Source organism: Mycobacterium colombiense (assembly GCF_003284935.1).
Taxonomy (GTDB): Bacteria; Actinomycetota; Actinomycetes; order Mycobacteriales; family Mycobacteriaceae; genus Mycobacterium; species Mycobacterium arosiense_A.
On the sequence record NZ_QMEV01000003.1, the window covers coordinates 16,907 to 36,244 of the forward strand.

18 protein-coding genes and 2 pseudogenes are annotated in these 19,338 nt (G+C 66.3%); 8 read left to right on the plus strand and 12 right to left on the minus strand.

Features of this window, described 5'->3' with window-relative positions; genetic code table 11:
- Complete coding sequence (locus DQP57_RS02060; protein WP_112631265.1) at window positions 1-2,598, plus strand: sugar epimerase family protein; 2,598 nt, start codon at window positions 1-3, stop codon at window positions 2,596-2,598.
- Here DQP57_RS02060 and DQP57_RS02065 read toward each other — a convergent pair.
- The 9 genes and pseudogenes from DQP57_RS02065 to DQP57_RS02100 form a co-directional block, all read right to left on the minus strand.
- Window positions 2,595-3,831 (minus strand): annotated as a pseudogene (locus DQP57_RS02065) (cytochrome P450). The gene DQP57_RS02060 and the pseudogene DQP57_RS02065 overlap by 4 nt on opposite strands.
- 11 nt (window positions 3,832-3,842) lie before the next feature.
- Window positions 3,843-4,268 carry a hypothetical protein gene (locus DQP57_RS02070; protein ID WP_165821731.1) on the minus strand — a complete coding sequence of 142 codons (426 nt, stop codon included), beginning with the start codon at window positions 4,266-4,268 and terminating at the stop codon, window positions 3,843-3,845.
- A 10-nt stretch (window positions 4,269-4,278) separates the two neighbouring features.
- The gene (locus DQP57_RS02075; RefSeq protein ID WP_112631267.1) at window positions 4,279-5,337 is read right to left on the minus strand and encodes an NAD(P)H-dependent amine dehydrogenase family protein; all 1,059 of its coding nucleotides are present in this window, start codon (window positions 5,335-5,337) and stop codon (window positions 4,279-4,281) included.
- Entirely contained in the window at window positions 5,334-5,774 is a 441-nt protein-coding gene (locus DQP57_RS02080; protein ID WP_112631269.1) for a hypothetical protein, read from the minus strand. Before DQP57_RS02080 ends, DQP57_RS02075 begins: the two co-directional genes overlap by 4 nt.
- Window positions 5,775-5,788: 14 nt before the next feature.
- Entirely contained in the window at window positions 5,789-6,502 is a 714-nt protein-coding gene (locus tag DQP57_RS02085; protein WP_112631271.1) for a hypothetical protein, read from the minus strand.
- Window positions 6,499-6,627, minus strand: coding sequence for a hypothetical protein (locus DQP57_RS27410; RefSeq protein ID WP_255360762.1), 129 nt, complete (start codon window positions 6,625-6,627; stop codon window positions 6,499-6,501). The genes DQP57_RS02085 and DQP57_RS27410 overlap by 4 nt, the downstream gene beginning before the upstream one ends.
- 14 nt (window positions 6,628-6,641) lie before the next feature.
- Window positions 6,642-7,442, minus strand: coding sequence for a CbbQ/NirQ/NorQ/GpvN family protein (locus DQP57_RS02090; protein ID WP_112631273.1), 801 nt, complete (start codon window positions 7,440-7,442; stop codon window positions 6,642-6,644).
- A 22-nt stretch (window positions 7,443-7,464) separates the two neighbouring features.
- Window positions 7,465-8,994, minus strand: coding sequence for a nitric oxide reductase activation protein NorD (locus tag DQP57_RS02095; RefSeq protein ID WP_112631274.1), 1,530 nt, complete (start codon window positions 8,992-8,994; stop codon window positions 7,465-7,467).
- 188 nt (window positions 8,995-9,182) lie between these two features.
- The gene (locus tag DQP57_RS02100; RefSeq protein WP_165821732.1) at window positions 9,183-9,929 is read right to left on the minus strand and encodes a hypothetical protein; all 747 of its coding nucleotides are present in this window, start codon (window positions 9,927-9,929) and stop codon (window positions 9,183-9,185) included.
- Between the two features lie 288 nt (window positions 9,930-10,217).
- On the opposite strand from DQP57_RS02100, the gene DQP57_RS02105 reads away from it, so the two are divergent.
- Window positions 10,218-11,321 (plus strand): NAD(P)H-dependent amine dehydrogenase family protein, encoded by a 1,104-nt coding sequence (locus DQP57_RS02105; RefSeq protein WP_112631276.1) that lies wholly within the window; start codon window positions 10,218-10,220, stop codon window positions 11,319-11,321.
- 10 nt (window positions 11,322-11,331) lie between these two features.
- Here DQP57_RS02105 and DQP57_RS02110 read toward each other — a convergent pair whose 3' ends face one another.
- Window positions 11,332-11,931, minus strand: a complete 600-nt coding sequence (locus DQP57_RS02110) for a TetR/AcrR family transcriptional regulator (protein WP_112631278.1) — start codon at window positions 11,929-11,931, stop codon at window positions 11,332-11,334.
- Between the two features lie 206 nt (window positions 11,932-12,137).
- On the opposite strand from DQP57_RS02110, the gene DQP57_RS02115 reads away from it, so the two are divergent.
- The 4 genes and pseudogenes from DQP57_RS02115 to DQP57_RS02130 all read left to right on the plus strand — a co-directional run bounded on the left by DQP57_RS02115 (window position 12,138) and on the right by DQP57_RS02130 (window position 15,720).
- Window positions 12,138-12,926 carry an SDR family NAD(P)-dependent oxidoreductase gene (locus DQP57_RS02115; protein ID WP_112631279.1) on the plus strand — a complete coding sequence of 263 codons (789 nt, stop codon included), beginning with the start codon at window positions 12,138-12,140 and terminating at the stop codon, window positions 12,924-12,926.
- Between the two features lie 64 nt (window positions 12,927-12,990).
- The gene (locus tag DQP57_RS02120) at window positions 12,991-14,073 is read left to right on the plus strand and encodes an NAD(P)H-dependent amine dehydrogenase family protein (RefSeq protein WP_112631281.1); all 1,083 of its coding nucleotides are present in this window, start codon (window positions 12,991-12,993) and stop codon (window positions 14,071-14,073) included.
- Window positions 14,074-14,113: 40 nt separating this feature from the next.
- Window positions 14,114-14,893: pseudogene (locus tag DQP57_RS02125) on the plus strand (mycofactocin-coupled SDR family oxidoreductase).
- 191 nt (window positions 14,894-15,084) lie between these two features.
- Window positions 15,085-15,720 (plus strand): hypothetical protein, encoded by a 636-nt coding sequence (locus tag DQP57_RS02130; protein ID WP_112631283.1) that lies wholly within the window; start codon window positions 15,085-15,087, stop codon window positions 15,718-15,720.
- Window positions 15,721-15,732: 12 nt separating this feature from the next.
- Here DQP57_RS02130 and DQP57_RS02135 read toward each other — a convergent pair whose 3' ends face one another.
- A complete protein-coding gene (locus DQP57_RS02135; RefSeq protein ID WP_112631538.1) occupies window positions 15,733-16,362 on the minus strand; it encodes a TetR/AcrR family transcriptional regulator in 630 nt (209 codons plus the stop codon).
- Window positions 16,363-16,453: 91 nt separating this feature from the next.
- On the opposite strand from DQP57_RS02135, the gene DQP57_RS02140 reads away from it, so the two are divergent.
- Both DQP57_RS02140 and DQP57_RS02145 read left to right on the plus strand, forming a co-directional pair.
- The gene (locus tag DQP57_RS02140) at window positions 16,454-17,677 is read left to right on the plus strand and encodes a cytochrome P450 (protein WP_112631285.1); all 1,224 of its coding nucleotides are present in this window, start codon (window positions 16,454-16,456) and stop codon (window positions 17,675-17,677) included.
- A gap of 2 nt (window positions 17,678-17,679) precedes the next feature.
- Window positions 17,680-18,663, plus strand: a complete 984-nt coding sequence (locus DQP57_RS02145; RefSeq protein ID WP_112631286.1) for an SDR family NAD(P)-dependent oxidoreductase — start codon at window positions 17,680-17,682, stop codon at window positions 18,661-18,663.
- Here DQP57_RS02145 and DQP57_RS02150 read toward each other — a convergent pair.
- Window positions 18,653-19,321 carry a hypothetical protein gene (locus DQP57_RS02150; protein ID WP_205869006.1) on the minus strand — a complete coding sequence of 223 codons (669 nt, stop codon included), beginning with the start codon at window positions 19,319-19,321 and terminating at the stop codon, window positions 18,653-18,655. The two genes, DQP57_RS02145 and DQP57_RS02150, sit on opposite strands and share 11 nt — an antisense overlap.
- Between the last annotated feature and the right edge of the window lie 17 nt (window positions 19,322-19,338).

Sequence of the window (19,338 nt, forward strand, 5' to 3'; positions counted from 1 at the left end):
GTGAGAATCGCGGTCACGGGGGCCAGCGGCGTGCTCGGCCGGGGCCTCGCCATGAGGCTGCTCAGCCAGGGCCACGACGTCGCGGGCATCGCCCGCTCTCGTCCCGAAAGCTGGCCGGGCGCAGCGGATTTCGTCGTGGCGGACATCCGCGACGCCGACGCTGTCCGACGCGCCCTGGCCGGCGCCGACGTCGTCGCGCACTTCGCGTGGGCGACGGGTTCCGGACACGACGACCAGGTGAACATCGGTGGCACCCGCAACGTGCTCGACGCGATGGCCGAGACCGGTTCCAGGCGAATCGTGTTCGCGTCGTCGGCCCACGTGTACGGCGGGGGTGACGTGCCGAGGGCCGAACATGAGGCCATGACTCCGGTCAGCGCCGAAGGCCGATTCAAGGCCCGAGTCGAACAGATGCTGGCGGAATCGGGCGTGGAATGGGTCGCGGTCCGCTCGGCGCTCATTCTGGGCCGCAGCGTCGATAACTGGGTGCGTCGCCTGCTGGCGTTACCGGCGTTTGTCGACCGGTCGGGCGATCGCCGCATGCAGGTCGTCCACCTCGACGACGCGCTGCGGCTGTTCAACCGCGCCATCGTGGAAGCCGACATCGCCGGAGGGCCGGTGAATCTGGCCGCTTCGGGCGAACTGACCTTCCGCCAAGTCGCCGCCGCGCTACGCCGCCCAGTCGTGCGCGTCGGCCCCGAGCCGGCGGAGCTGCGGCTGGTGCGCGGGGCCGCGCTTATGGAGACCGCGCGGCTGGCCGACGCATGGGCGTTCCGGCCGGCGTGGGAAGCGGGCGAATGTGTCCAGGATTTCGCGCTGGCGGTGCGCGGCCGGGTGACCGTGGGCACTCGGGTGGTATCGCTGCCGTGGCGGCTGGCCAACATTCAGGACCTGCCTTCGGTCGACGCGCCGAGCGGCGACGGCGTCAAGCCCGTCTGGGCGGGCGCAGCCGGGGATAACGGGGAGTTCGACACACCGATCGACCCGCGCTTTCCCACCTTCCTGGCCACCAATTTGTCCGAGGCACTGCCTGGCCCGTTTTCGCCGGCGTCGGCGTCGGCGACGGTGCGCGGGCTGCGGGCCAGCGCCGTGTGCGTCGCCGAGCGGTTGCGGCCCGGCGGGACGATCCAGCGCGAAATCGCGATGCGCATGGTCGCGGTGTTTGCCCACCGGCTGTACGGCGCCATCACGACCGCGCACTTCATGGCCGAGACGGTGCCTTTCGTCAAGCCCACGACGGTGGTGAGCAACAGCGGGTTCTTCGGCCCGAGCATGGCCGCCCTGCCGATCTTCGGTGAGGAACGTCCACACGCCGACACCGGCCGAATTCGCAAGCAACTGCGGACCATCCGCAACATCGGCGTGTTCGGCGTCAACCTGATCGGGCTGTCCGCCGGCGCGGGCCTGGACACCCGAGAGTTCGTCGCCGATGTCGATCGCCTGGAGCACCTGACCGACGGCGACCTCGGCGGGCTCGACGATCGTCGGCTGCTGAGCCTGATCACCCTGGCGCGTGACCAGGTGGTACACGGCTGGGTGCTGGCGGCGGGCTCGTTCCTGTTGTGCGCGGCGTTTAACGTGCTGCTGCGCGGTTTATGCGGGCGAGACATCGCCGCGCCCGGCGGAGCGGAATTGGTCAGCGCGCGCTCCGTCGAGGCGATGCAGCGGCTGGTGGTCGCCGCGCAGCGCGATCCGAAAGTGAGGGCGCTGCTGGCCGAACCGGGGGACCGGCTGGACAAGCTCGCCGTCGAGGCACCGGAATTCCATGCCGCCCTGCTCAACGAGCTGGCGCTCATCGGTCACCGCGGTCCGGCCGAGCTCGAGATGCTGTCGACCAGCTACGCCGACGACCCCGAGCTGCTCGTGCGGATGGTGACCCGAGCCATGAGCGCGACATCCGCGCCGCAGCCGCAGCGGCCACGAATCCCGTTGCACGCCAAGCCTATTGCGGCTCTGGCCACCCAGCAACTGCGCGACCGTGAGGTCCGCCGCGACAAGGTGGTGCGGGCGAACTGGGTGCTGCGCACGCTGCTTCGCGAATACGGCCGCAGGTCGGTCGAGGCCGGGGTGTTCACCGCGGCCGACGACGTCTTCTATCTGCTCGTCGACGAACTCGACGCCCTCCCGGCGGACGTCGGCGCGCTGGTGGCCCGCCGCCGCGCCGAACAACGCCGGCTGGTCTCGGTGGCGCCGCCGACGGTCTTCAGCGGGAGCTGGCAGCCGACCGCGACCTCATCGGACGCGCTGGCCAGTGGGGACATCTTGCGTGGCGTCGGCGTATGCGGCGGACGGGTGCGCGGCCGGGTGCGGATCGTGCGGCCCGAGACGATCGACGAGCTGCAACCCGGCGAGGTGCTGGTCGCGGAGGTGACCGACGTCGGGTACACCGCGGCGTTCTGCTACGCCGCCGCCGTTGTCACCGAACTCGGCGGGCCGATGTCGCACGCCGCGGTGGTGGCCCGCGAATTCGGGTTCCCGTGTGTCGTCGACGTTCAGGGGGCCACCAAAGCGCTGCCGCCCGGGGCCATGGTGGAGGTCGACGGCGCCACCGGCGAGATCCGGGTGCTCGAGCTGGCCGCGGACGACGCGCTGAGTTAGTCGAACTCGATCTTCAGGTCCGCCGGCCCGCTCAGGCCCAGCATCGGCTTCCAGTGCGCCGTGGCCACGCGGCGCGGATTGGTCATGCGCCGGGCGATGACTTTGAGCGCTCCGGCGAGTTCCGTTCGGGCGAGGTTGGCGCCAAGGCAATAGTGGGCGCCGCCGCCGAACGTCAGAATGGGCGGGGGGTCCTCGCGGGTGATGTCGAACCGGTCCGGGTGCGGATAGACCTCTGGATCACAGTTGGCCGCAAAGGTATTCACCGAGATGAAGGTGCCGGCCGGAAACGTGTATTCCGCGAACGTGACGTCGTCCAGGACGGTGCGCAGGGTGGTGCAGACCGCGGGTGAATGGCGCATGCATTCCTCGACGGCGCGCATCGCCAGGCCGGGATTGTCGCGCAGCATCGCCAGTTGGTCGGGGTGATCACACAGCGCGTGCATGCACGCGGCCAGTTGGTTGCGCGTGGTGTCCGTGCCGGCGCTCAGGATGCTGAACGCCAGCATCCGCATTTCCGCGTTGCTCAGCCGGTCGCCGCCGTCCTGGGCGCGGATCAATTCGGAGATCAAGTCGTCGGTCAACCGGCTCCGTCGTTCGGTGATCATGTTGTCGATGTAGGAGTCGAACTCGTCCCACGCCCGCATCACGATGTGCTGCTCGTTCGCCAGGTCCGAGTCGAACCTGACGATTTTGAAAATGTCCTCGGCCCAGAGGGAAAACCGCTCCCAGTCCTCCGGGGGGCGCGCCCAACAGCGCGCAGATGATCGGGATCGGGTAGGGGCGGGCGATGTCGGCGACGAAATCACATCGGCCGGCTCGGCCACCTGAGGCAACCTGGTCGATCAACTCGTTGATTACCGTGTCGATGGTGTCTTCCATGCGCGCGGACGCCCGCGGCGTGAAGGCCTTGGACACCAGGCCGCGCAGCCGTCGATGTTCCTCGCCTTCCATGCCCAGGATGGTGCCGAGGACCCGGTCATAGAGGGGGCCGGAGGTTATCCCCCGAGCGGTCATGTGCATCCCGGGCGGGAAAACGAACCGCGGGTCGCGAAGTATCCCGCGGGCGAGTTCGTAGCCGAGCACCTCGGGTCCCAACGGCCCGATGGCTATCGGGGACCGCTTGCGCGCCTCGTGGATCCGCGGGGCGACCTGGTGCACGGTGTCGGTGATGTCATAGTGCAGCGTCGGAAGGTCGGCGTCGAAGACGTTGGGTGTCGCGGCGTCAACGGTCATGATGCCTCCAATCACGGAACATTGGTCGCCAGGAATGTCAGTGGCAGGCCCAGGATCGACACGTCGTTTTCGTCGAGGTAGGTGCCCTCGCCCGCCATGCGCTGCCGGAATCGCGTTGTCGCGCCGTAACGCTCGGCGACGGCGTCGGCCATGGCGGCTTCCGGAACGCCGATCACCACGGTGAACACGCCGTCACCGTGATGCTCGAGGAACTCCGTCACCGAGACGGCGACCTCGCCGGTCGACCCGGGGATCGGGCTGATCAGTTCGATGCCCCGATTCCAGTCGAGATGGATGTCCAGGCCGAGCTCGGCCAGCTGCAGGGGCTCGAAGACGAATCCGAGATCGGTGAACATGTGCACCGCTGCGGCATGGCGTTCCGGCGCCACGGCGAACACGACGTGGTGGAGCGAGGGCGAGTCAGTCTCTTCGGGCATCCGGGTCGTCCTATCGAGAATCAGCGCGCAGCACGCCGCGTGGCAGTAGCAGCGGCAGGTCGTTGTAGGTGACGATGCCGGGAGGGGCGGCGACGACGGCGGGTATCGCGGTGATGGCCGGCATCGCGGTGATCGTCAGTCCCAACATGATGTAGTCATCCAGTGTCTGGCCGGCAAAGTCCGGTGGCGGAAGGAAACTCAGCGTGGTTTTGATCGTCGGCCGGCCGGCCACCTCGATCGTGTAGCCCATGTCCAGCGGCCAATCCGGGTCCAGCGACTGGCCCTTGCGCCAGCGGCCGCGGATTTCGATGACCTCGCGGTCGCCGGCGATCCCTTTCCAGCGGACGTCCACACCGGCGACGCAACCCTTTCTGATCGTCCAGTCGCCGGGCAGGTGCAGATCCTCGGCGGTCTGGGCGTATTCGACCTCGCAGCGCACGTCGTCGAGCTCGGTACCCAGCGCATCGGCGATCAGCAACACACCGTCGGCGAAGATGCCCGAGCCTTTCTCGGTGATGGCCGGGAGGTCCGGTTGATCGATGGGATAGCCGAACCCCATGGGTATTTCGGTCGCGGGTGAGTTGTAGATCGTGGTGTCGACGGATTCGAGCATGGAGACCTTGTCCACCCGGTCCGAAAGCCCCGCCGAGACGATGGCGAAGAGTTGGATGAAGCCCGGGTTGATGCCGCTGCCGAAGATGGTTGACCCGCCGTCCGCGCAGGCTCGTTCGATGCGGCCGCGGCCGGCGCCGAGGTAGTGCCCGGTGATGAACCCGGCGGTGCCCACAACGTTGATGCCCGCGCCCAGGATGCGGACCAGCTCGTCGACGTCGGCGAACATCGGGTTGTAGACCACACAGTCCGGCTTCAGCGCGAGCAGCGCCTCAATGTCGTTGGTGGCCTTGACATTGAGCGGTTCGATCCCGCACAGCTCGCCGACATCACGCCCGGCCTTGTCCGGCGACCAGGCGTAGCACCCGACGAGCTCGAGCGCCGGGTTGGCGGCGATGGCCTTGACCGAACTCTTACCGACGTTACCCGTCGTCCACTGCACGACCCGATAGGTCACGAGTGCGCAGCGGGATGCTGTTGGGCGGCTTGGCGAGCCAGCCTGTCGTTGTGGATCTTGACGAGTTCGCGGAACCCCAGCCGGTGATACTTCGGTATCGGCTGGATGCCCCAGACGTCCTGCGCGGTGGCTTTGCCTTCGGCGCCCTCGGGCGGCCCGAACGGCGGGTAGGGGTACTTGCACTCCAAAGTGTCGTTGGAGTAACGGATCTTGAGCAGCTCACTGCAGATCTGGGTGAGGCTGAGGGTCGGGTAGCCGTAGTAGACCGCCATGAACGGCAGCGTGAAGGCACCCTCGATCACCAGGGCCACCAGGCACACCAACACGGCGCGCTTGATCCATTTGTGCATTCGCGCGTAGTACGGCGTCGTCCCGGGCTCGAGATCGCTGGCGGGGTCCTTGTCATCGGTGGCCGAAGCTGCAGATGGACTGCTCATGGTCCCACTCCTTATTAGTCGGAGAAGATTTCGCGGTTGACGGTGTGCAGATAGGGGATGGCGAGGAAGGGGGTTATGTAGAAGATGTCGTAGAGCCACCAGCCGATGACCGGGAAAACGACACCGGCGTAGCGCACGTCGGCGAACATGGTCATGTTGAACACGTATGCCGACCAGATCAACACCCCCATCCAGCAGGTGACGACCATCCACTGATGGCCCCACCGCTTCATCTGTAAAAACCCGATCGCGGCGGCCACCCGCATCGAGAAGACCGTGAGGATCAGGCCGGCCACATAGGCCTTTTCGCCCGGACCCGCCGCGCCGCCGACCCACAGCTCGTTGTAGTGCCAGAAGTAGCCGGCGTCGAACATGTTGCCCCAGCCGACCATCAGCACCCTGTTGATCAGGGTGTGGTTGGCGACAAGGTCCAACGCCCAGCCCAGGCTGTTGAGCATTCCGTCGATCAGGGTCAGGTAGCCGATCAGGGTGACGATCATGGGCCGGACCGACAGTCCGGCGCGCAGGGCCTGGCGTTGCAGCCACACCCCACGCATGAAGATGGGCAAGCCGATCAGGCCCGGCGCCCACATGCCCATCAGGGCGGCGCCGACGATCATCCACTTGTCGGCGCGGCGCTGGGCCTGGCGCGATTCGTCGTGGTGGTCCTCGAGGCCGACCGACGCCTCGGTACCGGCTGAATGTCGTTTCAGCAAGGGGAGATTCACAGATCCCACCACCCCCGGGCGAACGACATGTAGAGCTGGATGCCGAACATCGCCAGCAGGTAGCCGTAGATGAAGATCTGGAAGACGATGAGCGCCCTCTTGCGCTTCTCCTCTTGGCGGTCCATGCCGTTGCTCCTTTCTACGAACTGCTCGGTGCGTCCGCGGTCCCCAGGCTGGCGATCGCGACTTCGCGAAGGCCGTCGGTGACCGCGCCGTCGGTGCTCAGCGGCGCGAGTATGCACGCCTCGGCCGCATCCAATTCGGTTGCGCCCGAGGCGATCAGGTGAGCCGCCGTGACCAGCACCCTGGTCGATGGCGGCTCGAAGTGGAAGGCTTGGTCTGCGGTGCGGATCGCGACCGCGCAGCCGACCAGTCGCGTCGCCGTGGCCAGCGGAATTCCGGATTCGGCGACGATCGCCTCGGCCTCCCGGTCGGGCGGCAGATACCGCATCGTCAGCGTCGCGAACCGCTGGCGGAACGATGGTTTGAGCTCCTTGAGCGAGCTGCGGTAGGCCGGGTTGTACGAACAGACCAGCATGAACTCCTCGGGCGCTTTCACCACCTCACCGGCGCGATCCAGGTACAGCGACCGCCGGTGGTCGGTGAGCGAATGCAGGATCGCCAACGAGTCATGGCGGGCCTCGACGACTTCGTCGAGGTAGCAGATCGCACCGGCTTTGACCGCTCGGGTCAACGGGCCGTCCGTCCAGACGACGTCGCCGCCGGTCACCATGAAGCGGCCGACGAGATCGGAACTGGTGAGGTCGTCGTGGCAGCTGATGGTGACCACGGGCCGCTGCAGCAGCGACCCCATGTGCTCGACGAAGCGGGTCTTGCCGCACCCGGTTGGGCCGGTGAGCATCACCGGGATACGCCGGTGGAAGGCCTGCTCGAACAGCTGAACTTCGTTGCCGTTGGCGAAATATGTTTCGGTGGTCATCTCTTCCTCAGTCGGTCGGTGTTCATGCCGCGACCAGTTCGCGATGGACGTGGGCCAGTACCCGGGGCAGCTCCTCGATGCGCCGGATCCGTTGCGACCGGCGAGGGCCGAACACCTCGGGAAGGGGATCGACACGGGTCGGTCCCACGCCGACGTAGTAGATCGACACCCCGGCCTCGTTGGCCTCCTCGACGGCGTGCGCGGCGTCCGCCCAGGCATACCGGCCCTCGTAGCCCTCGTCGGAGATCAGTCCGTCGCCGATGACGATCAGCAGGCGGCGCTCGCCGGCCTGTGCCAGCAGCCGGCTCGTCAAATGCCGAAGTGGCGCACCGAGTCTGGTGTATCCGCGGGTGGCCAATCCCAGCGCGCTCGGTGGCACGAAGCGGCGGTGGTCGAAGTCCTTGAGGCAGCGGACTTCGACCCGATGACGGGTGTTGCCGGTGAACACGAAGATGCCGTGGCGTTCGTGGGCCACCGTCATGGCGCGGGAAAGCGCATCGGCGCAGGACAATTCCAGCGCAAACACGCGGCCACCGCGCACCCCCAGCGACGAGCTGCCGTCGAGCAACAAGGCCGTGGTGACGTCGCGGCTGCTGGGCAGCAGATCGCGGAACACCTTGGGCTCCTTCGCCTCGCCGGTGGCGAGATCGATGTAGTGATTGACGTATTGGTCGACGTCGAGATCGGACCCGTCTTCGAGACGGTTGGTCATCGCACGGTGGGTGTGTTCCTCGAACCACCTACGCACGTCGACGGCTACCGGCACCGGACGGCGGGCGTGCCGGCCATCGACGTGCTCGACGACCGCGACATGGTCGCGCATGAATCGCTGTGTCCACATGTTCCATTCGGGATAGGGAATGCCGGGCCGGTGTTCGGGCGTGACGTCGAGGTCGTTGTCCTGGGGCCGGCTGGGCGGCGGCAGGTTGGGGTTGCGGACGCCTCCGTCGCCGCCGACAGGAACCGAGTACGGCCGCGGTAGTCGCTTTTGCGTTGTGGTCCATGGCATCCTGCCGAAGCTGCGTCGCAACCTGTCGGCCAATCCGTGCGGCGCGGTGTACGCCAGCGGCAAGGTGCCCAGCAGCGGATGAATCGGTAATGCCTCGCCGCTGGCCGCCAATGCAATTGCCCGGTTGAGCATCTCGGCGCCGTCCATATCGGCGGCCTCGGGTGGGAGGTCGGCAAGGAGCCGTTGGAACTCGGAGAGCAGGCCCGGCCACCGCGACGCTATCCAGCCCAGCGCCACGCCGGCCTCGATAAGCGTGAGCGCGGACAGCTCGCGGGCGGTCAGCTCGTTGAGGCGATATGCGGTGACTCTTTCTTTCGACGGCGAACACTGCAGCGCCACGCCGCAAGTCAGGGTCCGCCGCGTCCAGTCAGGCGGTACGGGGTAGGGGACGTGGACGAACGTGAGGGCCGCGTTCACCCCGAATCCGCGTCGTCCGCCGGTGACCAGCCGCGCGCCGTCGCGGCGTTGGTCACTGAGCGCGACCGCCGTGACGGAGCAAGCCCGTTCCAGTGACATCGCGTGTCCTTCGGAATGGTCAGCCATGGGCCGAATCCCGCGCGTCGTGGAGGAGCGGGCCGCGGTTCAGAACGTGCCGATGTTGGAGAACAGCCAGTACCAGAACCAGATGATCAGACCGGTGCCGCCCCAGGCGGCGACATAGCGAAGGATTTCCCATAGATAGCCCATGATGTGACTTCCTCGGTGGCGGAGTGGATTTCAGCTCGCGCATGTCAATCGGAGAAGAGTTCGCGGTTGACGGTGTGCAGATAGGGGATGGCCAGGAACGGGGTGATGTAGAAGATGTCGTAGAGCCACCAACCGACAACCGGCAGCACGACGCCGGCGAAGCGCACGTCGGCGAACATGGTCATGTTGAAGACGTAGGTGATCCAGATGACCACCCCCATCCAGCAGGTGACGATCATCCACTGATGCCCCCACCGCTTCATCTGCAGGAAACCGATGGCGGCCGCGATGCGCATGGTGAAGACGGTCAGGATGAGTCCGACTTCCAGGGCCTTCTCGCCGGGGCCCGCCGCGCCGCCGACCCACAGCTCGTTGTAGTGCCAGAAGTAGCCGGCGTCGAACATGTTGCCCCACCCGTTGAGCAACACCCGCGCCAGGATCGTGTGGTTGGCCACCAGGTCGAGGGCCCATCCGACGGTGTTGATGGCGGCGTCGATGATGACGAGGTAACCCAGCAGTGTGACCAGCATCGGGCGGACGGAGAGGCCATCGCGCTGGGCCCGTCGCAGCAACCGCACGCCCCAGAGAAACAGCGGCAACCCGAAGACGCCGAGGGCCGCGGTGCCGATCAGCAGACTGCCGGAGATGAGCCATTTGTCGGCCTGGCGCTGCGCGAGCTGCGAGCGGTCCAGATGTTCGTCGAGGCTCAGACCCGTTGGGGGAGCGCCGCTCGATCCGGCGGTGGTGCCCGCACTGCCGGCATTGCGCTGATGCAGCCTCGGCAGATTCACGAACCCTCCCCGCTGATTGGACCGGCCCACTATAACAGGCTGACTCTAGTCAGCATAAGTGCGCGGTGGAGTCTTGTGAGGCATGGGCGGCTAGCCACCTCGTCCAGCCGACCCCCGGTGCTATCTGGGCGAGTATCAGGCGTATCCGGCCGGTCGCGTGGCACCCGCTGGCTAGCGGCGCAGGGCGGCATTACTGACAAAAGTCAGCTGCTAATCGTTGACACGGCATTCGAGCGGCGCCTACGCTCAGCGAGCGCTCAGCCCTTGTGGCCATGCAGAGGAGTAGCGATGACACCCAAGCCGGCGGCCGAGAAAAAATATCGCGTAATCCAATGGGGCGTGGGCAATGTCGGCACGATAGCGCTCCGTCATTTCGTCCATAACCCCGCCTATGAACTGGTCGGAGTGCTGTGCAATCGCCCGGAGAAGGTGGGCAAGGACGCCGGCGAACTCTGCGGCAAAGCGCCGACCGGGGTGCTGGCGACCACCGACAAGGTTGCCATCGAGGCGCTCGACGCCGATTGTGTGTTCTATGCGCCGCTCTGGTCTGACCCCGATGAGGTGTGCCGCTTACTGCGTGGGGGCAAGAACGTCGTCGCGTCCGGCGGCGCCTGGTGGTATCGAACCGAGCACAGCAAGGCCGACATCGACAAGATCGATGCGGCCTGCCACGAGGGCGGGACGTCGTTTCATGCGGGTGGTGTCAACCCCGGCTTTGCCGGAGACCTGCTCGTGCTGACGTTGGCCCGAATCGTCAGTCAGATCGATGCGATTCACATCTACGAGGTGGTGAACTTCGGTCGGGACACGCTGAAGTACCTGTACGAGATGGGAATGGGCAGCGATCCGGCCGGGTTTGAGGACGGCCCGAACCTGTTGGGACAGGCATGGCCATTGTTCGCACAGTCGATGGCTTTGGTTGTGGAGGGAATGGGTAAGACGGTCGAGAGATATACGACTGAGGTGGAGCTAGGGCACGCCACGCGCGACATCCCCTTCGAAGGGAAAGAGACCAGCGACATGCCGGGCTTCAAGGGCGTGATCAAGAAGGGCACGGTCGCCCGCCAGCATCACAAGTGGACGGCTTGGGTGGAAGGCAAGCCTTTGGTGATCTTTCACGAGATCTACACGATGGATTCCTTCGATGCCATTGAACCGCAAGAGGATTGGCCTCAGCATTACCACTACCGCATAGTGATCGAGGGCGATTCGTCCACCGAGCTGATCCTGCAGGGGGCGCAGGATCCGAACGGCGGCTACGCGCTGCCCGGCTACACCTGGACCGCGATGGGCCCCGCGAACGCCATTCCCGCGGTCTGTGACGCCCCGCCGGGATTCATGTCCCACAACGAACTCGGGCTGATGCCGCTGCGTGGCGTGATACGGCCCTGACGCCGACGAGTCATGGCTTCAGGCTTCGCAACGTCCTCGCGACATAGTCTTCCAGCAGCGCGTGCCCAGTGGGCCAGTGGTTGGTGGTGATCAACAACGCGTAGAGACCCAGCAAGAAGAACACCGCGCTGTTCATGGGATCGACGTCCGCGTCCGTCTCGCCCCGCTCTTGGGCCTGCGCGATCTCTTGGGCGACCAAGACGATCAGCGGGTGATCCCTGCCGTCTTCGGTCTGCGGACGGGTTTGGGAGAAGTGCAGCGCGAGAAAGTCATTGAAGAGCCGATCACCCAGGCGGCGTTCCAATCCGACGACCAATCGGACCGCCTCGTTCAACGCCGAAGCGAGATCGTGTTTGGACTTCAGGAATTGCGCGAACTGCTTGGCGATGCGGTCCTCTTCGCGGCGCTCCAGCTCCAGCAGCACGTGCTCCTTGGTGGGGAAGTGGAAGAAGAACGTCCCGTGGGCGACGCCCGCCGCGGCCACGATGGCGCCCACATCTGCCTCGGCCATTCCGGCGCGGGCGAACTCACCGATTGCGGCTCCCATCAAACGCTCCCGCGTCTGCAGGCGCTTCGCTTCTCGTGCCGACAGCCGGTCCGTCACAGCCATTGCTTTCCTCACGGTTGACCTGACTCATGTCAGGGTTACGAGGCTGACCTGATCAGTATGCCGTGTCCCGGTCAAAAAGGCTTGCACAACTTGTCTTAGTGGGATCTTCGCACTGCGCGGGATCTCGCACACAGCGAACTCGTTGACTTTAGTCAGTAGGCTCCATAGATTGAAGCCGCGCCACACCGCACATCGGAGGAGCCGGCATGGCATTGGAGCAGTTCAGGCTGGACGGACAGGTCGCGATCGTCACGGGAGCGGGGAAGGGTGTGGGGGCGGGCATCGCGCGGGTGCTGGCGGAGGCGGGTGCCACGGTAGTCGGAACCGCGCGGACCGAGGCGGATATCGTTGGGACGATTGAGGGTATCGAGGACGCCGGTGGCAAGGGGCTGGCGCTCGTCGCGGACGCGATGAGTCGTCCGGATTCGGAGCGGGTGGTGAACACGGCCATGGAGCGCCTCGGCCGCATCGACATTCTGGTCAACAATGTCGGCGGGTCGACCTACGCGCGATTCCTCGACATCACCGACGAAGACTTCCGGCACACGTTCGATTGGTGTGTGACGTCGGCCTTCATCATGAGTCAGCTCGTGGCACCGCACATGCTCAGCGCCGGACACGGTTCCATCATCAACATCTCATCGGGCTCGGCGCGATTCGGCATACGGGCGCTGACCGCCTATTGCGTTGCCAAGGGTGGCCTGGAAGCGCTGACCCGCGCCATGGCGCAGGAACTTGCCCCGAAGATTCGCGTCAACGCCATCGCCCTGGGGTCCTTCGCCACCGATGGCCTGAAGGGCAGCCTGGATCTGATGCCCGGGTCGCTGGAGAAGATGCAGGAGGCCACCCCGCTGCATCGGCTGGGCGACGTCGAGGATCTCGGACGGCTTGCGGTGTACCTGTCCACCCGCGACTGTTACGCGACCAACGCGACGTTCCACGTCGACGGCGGCATCGATTCGAACAATTCGCCGCTGCCGATACCCGATTACTGACCTGCGCGGTGATCGAACGCGTCATGATGGGTCATCACCCACCGCCGGAAGGACGAGGGTAACGATGCGCAGAGTCATTCAATTCTCCACCGGTAACGTGGGCCGGCATTCGCTGCGAGCCATCATCGGCAGACCCGATCTCGAGCTGGTCGGCGTGCACGCCGCGAGCAGCCAGAAGATCGGCCGGGATGCGGCGCAGCTGTGCGGACTGGACGAGCCGACCGGCGTCATCGCCACCGACGACATCGACGCCTTGGTGGCCCTCGGTGCCGACTGCGTTGTGTACACATCTCAGGGCGAGACTCGGCCGATGGAGGCCATCGAACAGATGGCCACGTTCCTTAGGGCGGGCACCAACGTCGTTGGTACGTCGATGGTCTGGCTGGTCACGCCTCGCCACGCCGACGACTGGTTGCGAGAGCCCCTGGAGCGCGCCTGCGCGGCCGGCAACGCGTCGTTGTACGTCAACGGCATCGACCCGGGTTTCTCCGGCGATACGCTGGTGCACTCGGCGGTGAGCCTGACCACCCGGGTTTCCTCGATCACCGTGCAGGAGATCTTCGATTACGGAAACTACGATGACGCCGAGTTCACCGGTGCCGCAATGGGGTTCGGGTCGACGCCGGACGACGACCCGGCGATGATGTTCCTGCCCGGGGTGATCGTGGCGATGTGGGGCGGTCAGGTCCGAAGCCTGGCGGACCATCTCGATATCAAGCTCGACGACGTGCGCCAGCGCTGCGAACCCTGGTACACCCCCGAGCGAATCGACTGCACCATGATGACGGTGCAGCCCGGACAGATGGCGGCGGTGCGGTTCGCCACCGAGGGGGTGCGCGACGGCGAACCGGTCATCACTCTCGAGCACGTCACCCGGCTCACTCAGGCCGCCGCGCCCGATTGGGAATTCCCGCCCGAGGGCCACACCGGGGTTCATCGGGTCGTCGTGGAGGGCGAACCGCGGGTCGAAATCAACACCCACGTGTCGCATCCCCTCTTCGATTCCACTGATGCCGGCTGCATCTCGACGGCCGGCCGGGCCGTCAACGCGATCGATTGGGTGTGCCGCGCGCCGCAGGGGTTGATCGGCGTGGAGGATATCCCGCTGTCCGCAACGATGCGGGGCCTGATGTGGAACGGGCACTGACCTGACGGCCTCGGCCCCCGGACGCGTTGCCGGGAAACGCATTCTGGTCACCGGGGCCGCCCGCGGCCTGGGACGCAGTCACGCGCTGCGGCTTGCGCAGGAGGGTGCCGACGTCATCCTGCTCGATATTTGTGAATCTTTGCCCCAGATCGAATATCCCTTGGCCACCGAGGATGACTTGGCCGAAACGGTGGAATTGGTAAGGAGTTTCGGGCGCCGCTGCGTGAGCGGCATCGTCGACGTTCGTGACGAGGCACGACTGCGGTCCGCTGTCGACGACGGCGTCGGCGAACTCGGAGGGCTCGATGGCGCGGTGGCCAACGCCGGTGTCCTCACGGTCGCCTCGTGGGACCGGACCACCGCTGACCAAATGGCGCACGGTGGTCGACATCAACCTCATCGGAGTGTGGAACACGTGCGCGGCCGCGATACCCCACTTGCTCGACCAGGGCGGAGGCAGCCTGGTCAACGTCAGCTCGGCCGGTGCCAGCAAGGGATTTCCCCTGCAGACGCCCTACACGGCGGCCAAGCACGGCGTCGTCGGCTGACGCTGGCCTTGGCCAACGAACTGGCGGCACAGAACGTGCGCGTCAACACCGTGCTTCCCACCGGCGTTCCCACCGGAATGGTTCCACCGTCGTTCGGACCGCTGCTGGGCGAGCAACGGTCCGATCTGATTCCCATCTTCGTCAACGCGATGCCCACTCCGGCCGTCGAGCCGGTCGACGTCAGTAACGCCGTGCTGTTCCTGCTGTCGGACGAGTCCAGGTATGTAACGGGGCTGGAGTTCAAGGTCGATGCGGGAGTGACCATCAACTAGACAGTCGGCCTCATCGAGGCCGCACCGCACGACGACGCGCCGCTGGAAAGCGCATGCCCTTACCGATCTCGCCGCGAGCCCATAGGCTGGGCTGCCAGATGAACATTGGTTCGGCGGCCGGAGTTTGCGTGTTCACGCCGCCCACGCGCGCGGTAAGGGATACAACTAGCTGAGCTCACCAAGGAGACCTCATGAATACGGTGCGGACGTCCGCGCTCGGCCTGACAGCTACCGCCATCTTGCTCGGCGCCACGGTGGTGGGTTGCGGCGGGGGCAAAAGCCCGACGGGATCATCCGGTTCGGCCACGCCGTCCAGCTCGGCCAGTTCATCGAGCCCCTCGGCCAGTCCGGGCGCGGGGGCACCGGGAGCCCCGGTGGACTACAGCAACCTGCTGATCAAACCCAGTGACGTGGGCCCCAATGCCACCGCCGACGGGCCGCCGAGTCAGAACCCCAGCGGCATCACCGGTGTGGGACAGGTTTTCAAGAACCCCGACGGCAAGCGCACCATCATCGACACCATCGCCGTCTTTCCCGACGCGGCCACCGCCACCCAGACCGCTGCGAACATGCGCGACGTCGTCGGGAAGAAGGTCAACGGCGAGCAGCAGCCCATCGACATCGGCACCAACGGGTTCATGGTGATCGGCCAGGGAACCGACCCGGCCAACCCGATGGAGATCTCCGAGGCGGTGTTCGTCGAAGGCAGGGCCATGGTCGATCTGGAATCCGACTGCGTCATCGGCAATCCGACGCCGGCCGACGTAGTGCTCGATCTCGCCCGCAAGCAAGACGCCGCGGTCAAGGCGGGACTGCCGGCTAGCTGAGCGGCCGCTCGTTCACAGGGGCCAGCTGTCCGGCTGCAGCTCGTAGCGCAGCGCCGCAGCCGGCGGCAACGGCTGCCGTTCGTTGACCGATATCGCATCGACGACGAGGGTGACATAGCGCCGCCAGCCGTCGCTGCCGGCGTCCATGGTGGACAGCACGCTGAAGAGCATCGCGATCAGGCGAGGAAGGTCGTCGGCGACCAGGTCGGCGCGGATGCTCCCGGCTCGCTGCCCCGCGCGGGCGAGCTCGCCGAGCGCCGCGTTGAGCGGCACCGAGATGTCTGCCGTGAGTGATCCGGTCCGGCGCGCCGCCGTCAGCAGGCTGTGCTCGCGTGCCCCCAGCGATATCGCCGCCTCGATGAGCTGGGTGAGACCGCGCAGCGGATCCTTCGCGCGGCGGGCGCTGTCGATCACCGGCGTGAGGTCCTCGGCGATGCTCTGATCCAGGGCGGCGCGGACCAGGTCCGCCTTGGCCGGAAATCTTCGGTACAGGGTTCGCTCGCCGACGCCGGCGCGGCGCGCGACGGCTTCCACCGGGGCGTCTGGTCCCAACTGGCCATAGACCTCGCGCGCCGCGCGCAGGATGCGCTCGACGTTGCGCGCCGCGTCGGCCCGCAACGGCCGGTCTTCGACCGCGGTCATCATGACAGCGTAACTGACAGTTGACTGCCGGTAAGCGCAGCTTTACGCTCATACAACTGGCAGCCAACTGACACTTAGTGGAAAACTGGTTATGGCGACACCTTTGGAGACCTCCGAATCCCGGCCTGACGCAAGCCTTCCCGTGTTGCCCGCCCCGCGGCCGTCGCACTGCCCGCTCGCGGCCCCACCCGAGTTTGCGGAGTGGCGCGAGCGGCCCGGGCTGCGACGGGCGATGTTCCAGGGCAACCCGGTTTGGGTGGTCAGCCGCTACCAGGACATCAGGGCGGCGCTGGTCGATCCGCGCTTGTCCGCCAAGACCATTCCGGACTCGATCCTGCCGACCGACGCCGACAACAAGGTGGCGGTGATGTTCGCGCGGATCGACGATCCCGAGCATCACCGGTTACGGCGCATGATGACGAGCAACTTCACCTTCAGGCGCTGCGAATCGATGCGGTCCCATATTCAGGACATGGTCGACCACTATCTCGGCCAGATGATCGGCAATGGCGCGCCGGCCGACCTGGTGCGCGAATTCGCCTTGCCCGTGCCGTCGATGGTGATCGCCCTGCTGCTGGGGGTGCCGCCCGAAGACCTGGCAATCTTCCAGCACAACACCACCAAGGGGCTTGACCAGAAATCCACCGACGAGGAAAAGGGCCAGGCGTTCGGGGCGATGTATGCCTACATCGAGGAGTTGGTGGAACGCAAAGCACGCGAACCCGGGGACGATTTGATCAGCCGCCTGCTCACCGAGTACGTGGCGACGGGTCAGCTCGACCACACCACCACCGCGATGAACAGTGTGATCATGATGCAGGCGGGCCATGAAACCACGGCCAACATGATCGCATTGGGAACCGTTGCGCTGCTGGAACATCCCGAGGTGTTCGAGCGACTCGGGCAAACCGACGATCCGGCCGTGATCGCCAACATCGTCGAAGAGCTGATGCGCTACCTGTCCATCGTGCACAGCCAGGTCGACCGCGTCGCGACCGAAGACCTGGTGATCGGTGGCCAACTGATCCGCGCCGGGGAATTCGTGGTCATGAGCCTGCTCGCCGGCAACTGGGACGCCGAATTCGTCGACAACCCCGAGTCCTTCGACCCCAACCGAAACGTCCGCGGGCACTTGGGCTTCGGGTACGGCGTTCATCAATGCATCGGAGCGAACCTGGCTCGCGTGGAGATGCAGGTCGCCTTCGCCACGCTGGCGCGGCGCCTGCCCGGGCTCAGGCTGGCGGTGCCGCCGGAGCAGCTGAGGTTCAAAGACGCCAATATCTATGGCATGAAAGAACTTTCGGTGAGCTGGTGACGATGCCGACCGGCGAACTGCGGTTCGACGGCCAGGTGGCCGTGATCACCGGCGCCGCCGGGGGATTGGGCAGGCAGTACGCACAGCTGTTGGCCACGCGCGGAGCTCGCGTCGTGGTCAACGACACTGGCGCCTCGGTGACCGGGGACGGCTCGGACGGCGAGGCGGCCGAGTCCGTCGCGGAGGCCATCCGCAAGCAGGGCGGCGAAGCCGTCGCGGACAGCCACAGCGTGACGAGCCCGCAAGGCGCGCAGGCGATCGTCGACACCGCCCTGCGGGCATGGGGGCGCCTGGACATCCTGATCAACAATGCGGGCATCGTCGGCGACGCGCCGTTCGAGGAAATGACCGCCGCTCGGCTCGAACCCGTGCTGGATGTCCACCTCAACGGGGCGTTCTACGTGACCAGGCCCGCATGGAAGGTGATGGGTGAACAACGCTACGGCCGGGTGCTCAACACCTGCTCGGCCGCGGGAATCCTTGGCGCCGAACGGATGAGCAACTACGGCGCGGCCAAGGCGGGTCTGGTGGGCCTGACGCGTGTGTTGGCCGCCGAAGGAGCCTCACACGGCATCAAGGTCAATGCGATCGCTCCCATTGCGTACACCAGGATGCTGACGCATTCGCTCGACGAGGCCACCGGCCGGCATGCCGTCGGGCATGATGCGGCGTCGCGGGCGGTATTGGATGACCTTGTGGGACAATACCTTCAGGCACTGGACCCCGCGCAGGTCGCTCCGGTGGCTGCCTTCCTGGCCCACCGGGATTGCCCGGTCTCCGGTGAGATCTACACGGTGGGTGCGGGACACGTCGCGCGGTTCTTCATCGGCAGGACAAGGGGTTTCTACCGACCCGGCCTGTCCGTCGAGGACGTCCGGGACCACCTGGACGAGATTCGCGACGAAGCCTGCTACACCGTGCCGGGCGGGCCCGGTGATGAAATGAGCGAGCTGTTCGCGACGATCGCCGGCAGCCTCAGCAGCTGAAGGCCGCGCCGACGCCGTCGGGCGGGGGCGCCGATTTCAGGCAGCCGAACGGCTCGATGCCTACGGGGCTGAATTTGGCCGCCGACTGGTGCGCATAGTTCACGCAGTAGAGGCCGGTCTGGTCGGCGCGGCACCGATAGTCACCGAACGACAGCGAATCTCCGCTCGCCAGTTCCGGTCCGTTGCCGTTGAGGAAGGGACCGGGATCGGCCCGGGCGGATCCGACCTGCAGGTTCACCCCGTCGAAGCTGATCCAGCCACCGTGCCATTGGCCATAGGCCGTCGCGGGGGCCGGCGGTGGGTTGGTCAAAGTCACCAGGCAGGCCAGGGCGCCGCCGGTGTGTTTGGCATCCGTCATGCAGGAGACCTTGCCGCCCATCGCGCTCACCGCGATGTCGTCGCCCAGGGGCGTGGTCGCCCCGTCGCGGGTGGCGGTGTGAAAGCGGCCGGGATCGGCGGGGTGTCCGGTCTCTATCCAGGCGATGACGTCGGAGATTGCCGCACCGGCGCCCGGCGCGCCGGTTGGTCGCGGCGCCGCGCTTCCCGGTGCGCCGGCGCTGGGCTGGGCGGGGCTTTGGGGCGGTGCCGAATGGCCGCCCGTGGTGTGGGAGCACCCCGCGAGCAGTAGTGACGCGGCGATCATCGCAGCTTTCCGCATCCAGTCAGGCTAACCGC

What these genes read in the sequence shown, in the direction of transcription:
- DQP57_RS02130 (WP_112631283.1), top strand. Translation starts at nt 15,085, where the DNA reads ATGAATACGGTGCGGACGTCCGCGCTCGGCCTGACAGCTACCGCCATC.
- DQP57_RS02140 (WP_112631285.1), top strand. Translation starts at nt 16,454, where the DNA reads ATGGCGACACCTTTGGAGACCTCCGAATCCCGGCCTGACGCAAGCCTT.
- DQP57_RS02135 (WP_112631538.1), bottom strand. Translation starts at nt 16,362, where the DNA reads ATGACCGCGGTCGAAGACCGGCCGTTGCGGGCCGACGCGGCGCGCAAC.
- DQP57_RS02080 (WP_112631269.1), bottom strand. Translation starts at nt 5,774, where the DNA reads ATGAGCAGTCCATCTGCAGCTTCGGCCACCGATGACAAGGACCCCGCC.
- DQP57_RS02120 (WP_112631281.1), top strand. Translation starts at nt 12,991, where the DNA reads ATGCGCAGAGTCATTCAATTCTCCACCGGTAACGTGGGCCGGCATTCG.
- DQP57_RS02110 (WP_112631278.1), bottom strand. Translation starts at nt 11,931, where the DNA reads ATGGCTGTGACGGACCGGCTGTCGGCACGAGAAGCGAAGCGCCTGCAG.
- DQP57_RS02115 (WP_112631279.1), top strand. Translation starts at nt 12,138, where the DNA reads ATGGCATTGGAGCAGTTCAGGCTGGACGGACAGGTCGCGATCGTCACG.
- DQP57_RS27410 (WP_255360762.1), bottom strand. Translation starts at nt 6,627, where the DNA reads ATGGACCGCCAAGAGGAGAAGCGCAAGAGGGCGCTCATCGTCTTCCAG.
- DQP57_RS02150 (WP_205869006.1), bottom strand. Translation starts at nt 19,321, where the DNA reads ATGCGGAAAGCTGCGATGATCGCCGCGTCACTACTGCTCGCGGGGTGC.
- DQP57_RS02090 (WP_112631273.1), bottom strand. Translation starts at nt 7,442, where the DNA reads ATGACCACCGAAACATATTTCGCCAACGGCAACGAAGTTCAGCTGTTC.
- DQP57_RS02145 (WP_112631286.1), top strand. Translation starts at nt 17,680, where the DNA reads ATGCCGACCGGCGAACTGCGGTTCGACGGCCAGGTGGCCGTGATCACC.
- DQP57_RS02070 (WP_165821731.1), bottom strand. Translation starts at nt 4,268, where the DNA reads ATGCCCGAAGAGACTGACTCGCCCTCGCTCCACCACGTCGTGTTCGCC.
- DQP57_RS02105 (WP_112631276.1), top strand. Translation starts at nt 10,218, where the DNA reads ATGACACCCAAGCCGGCGGCCGAGAAAAAATATCGCGTAATCCAATGG.
- DQP57_RS02095 (WP_112631274.1), bottom strand. Translation starts at nt 8,994, where the DNA reads ATGGCTGACCATTCCGAAGGACACGCGATGTCACTGGAACGGGCTTGC.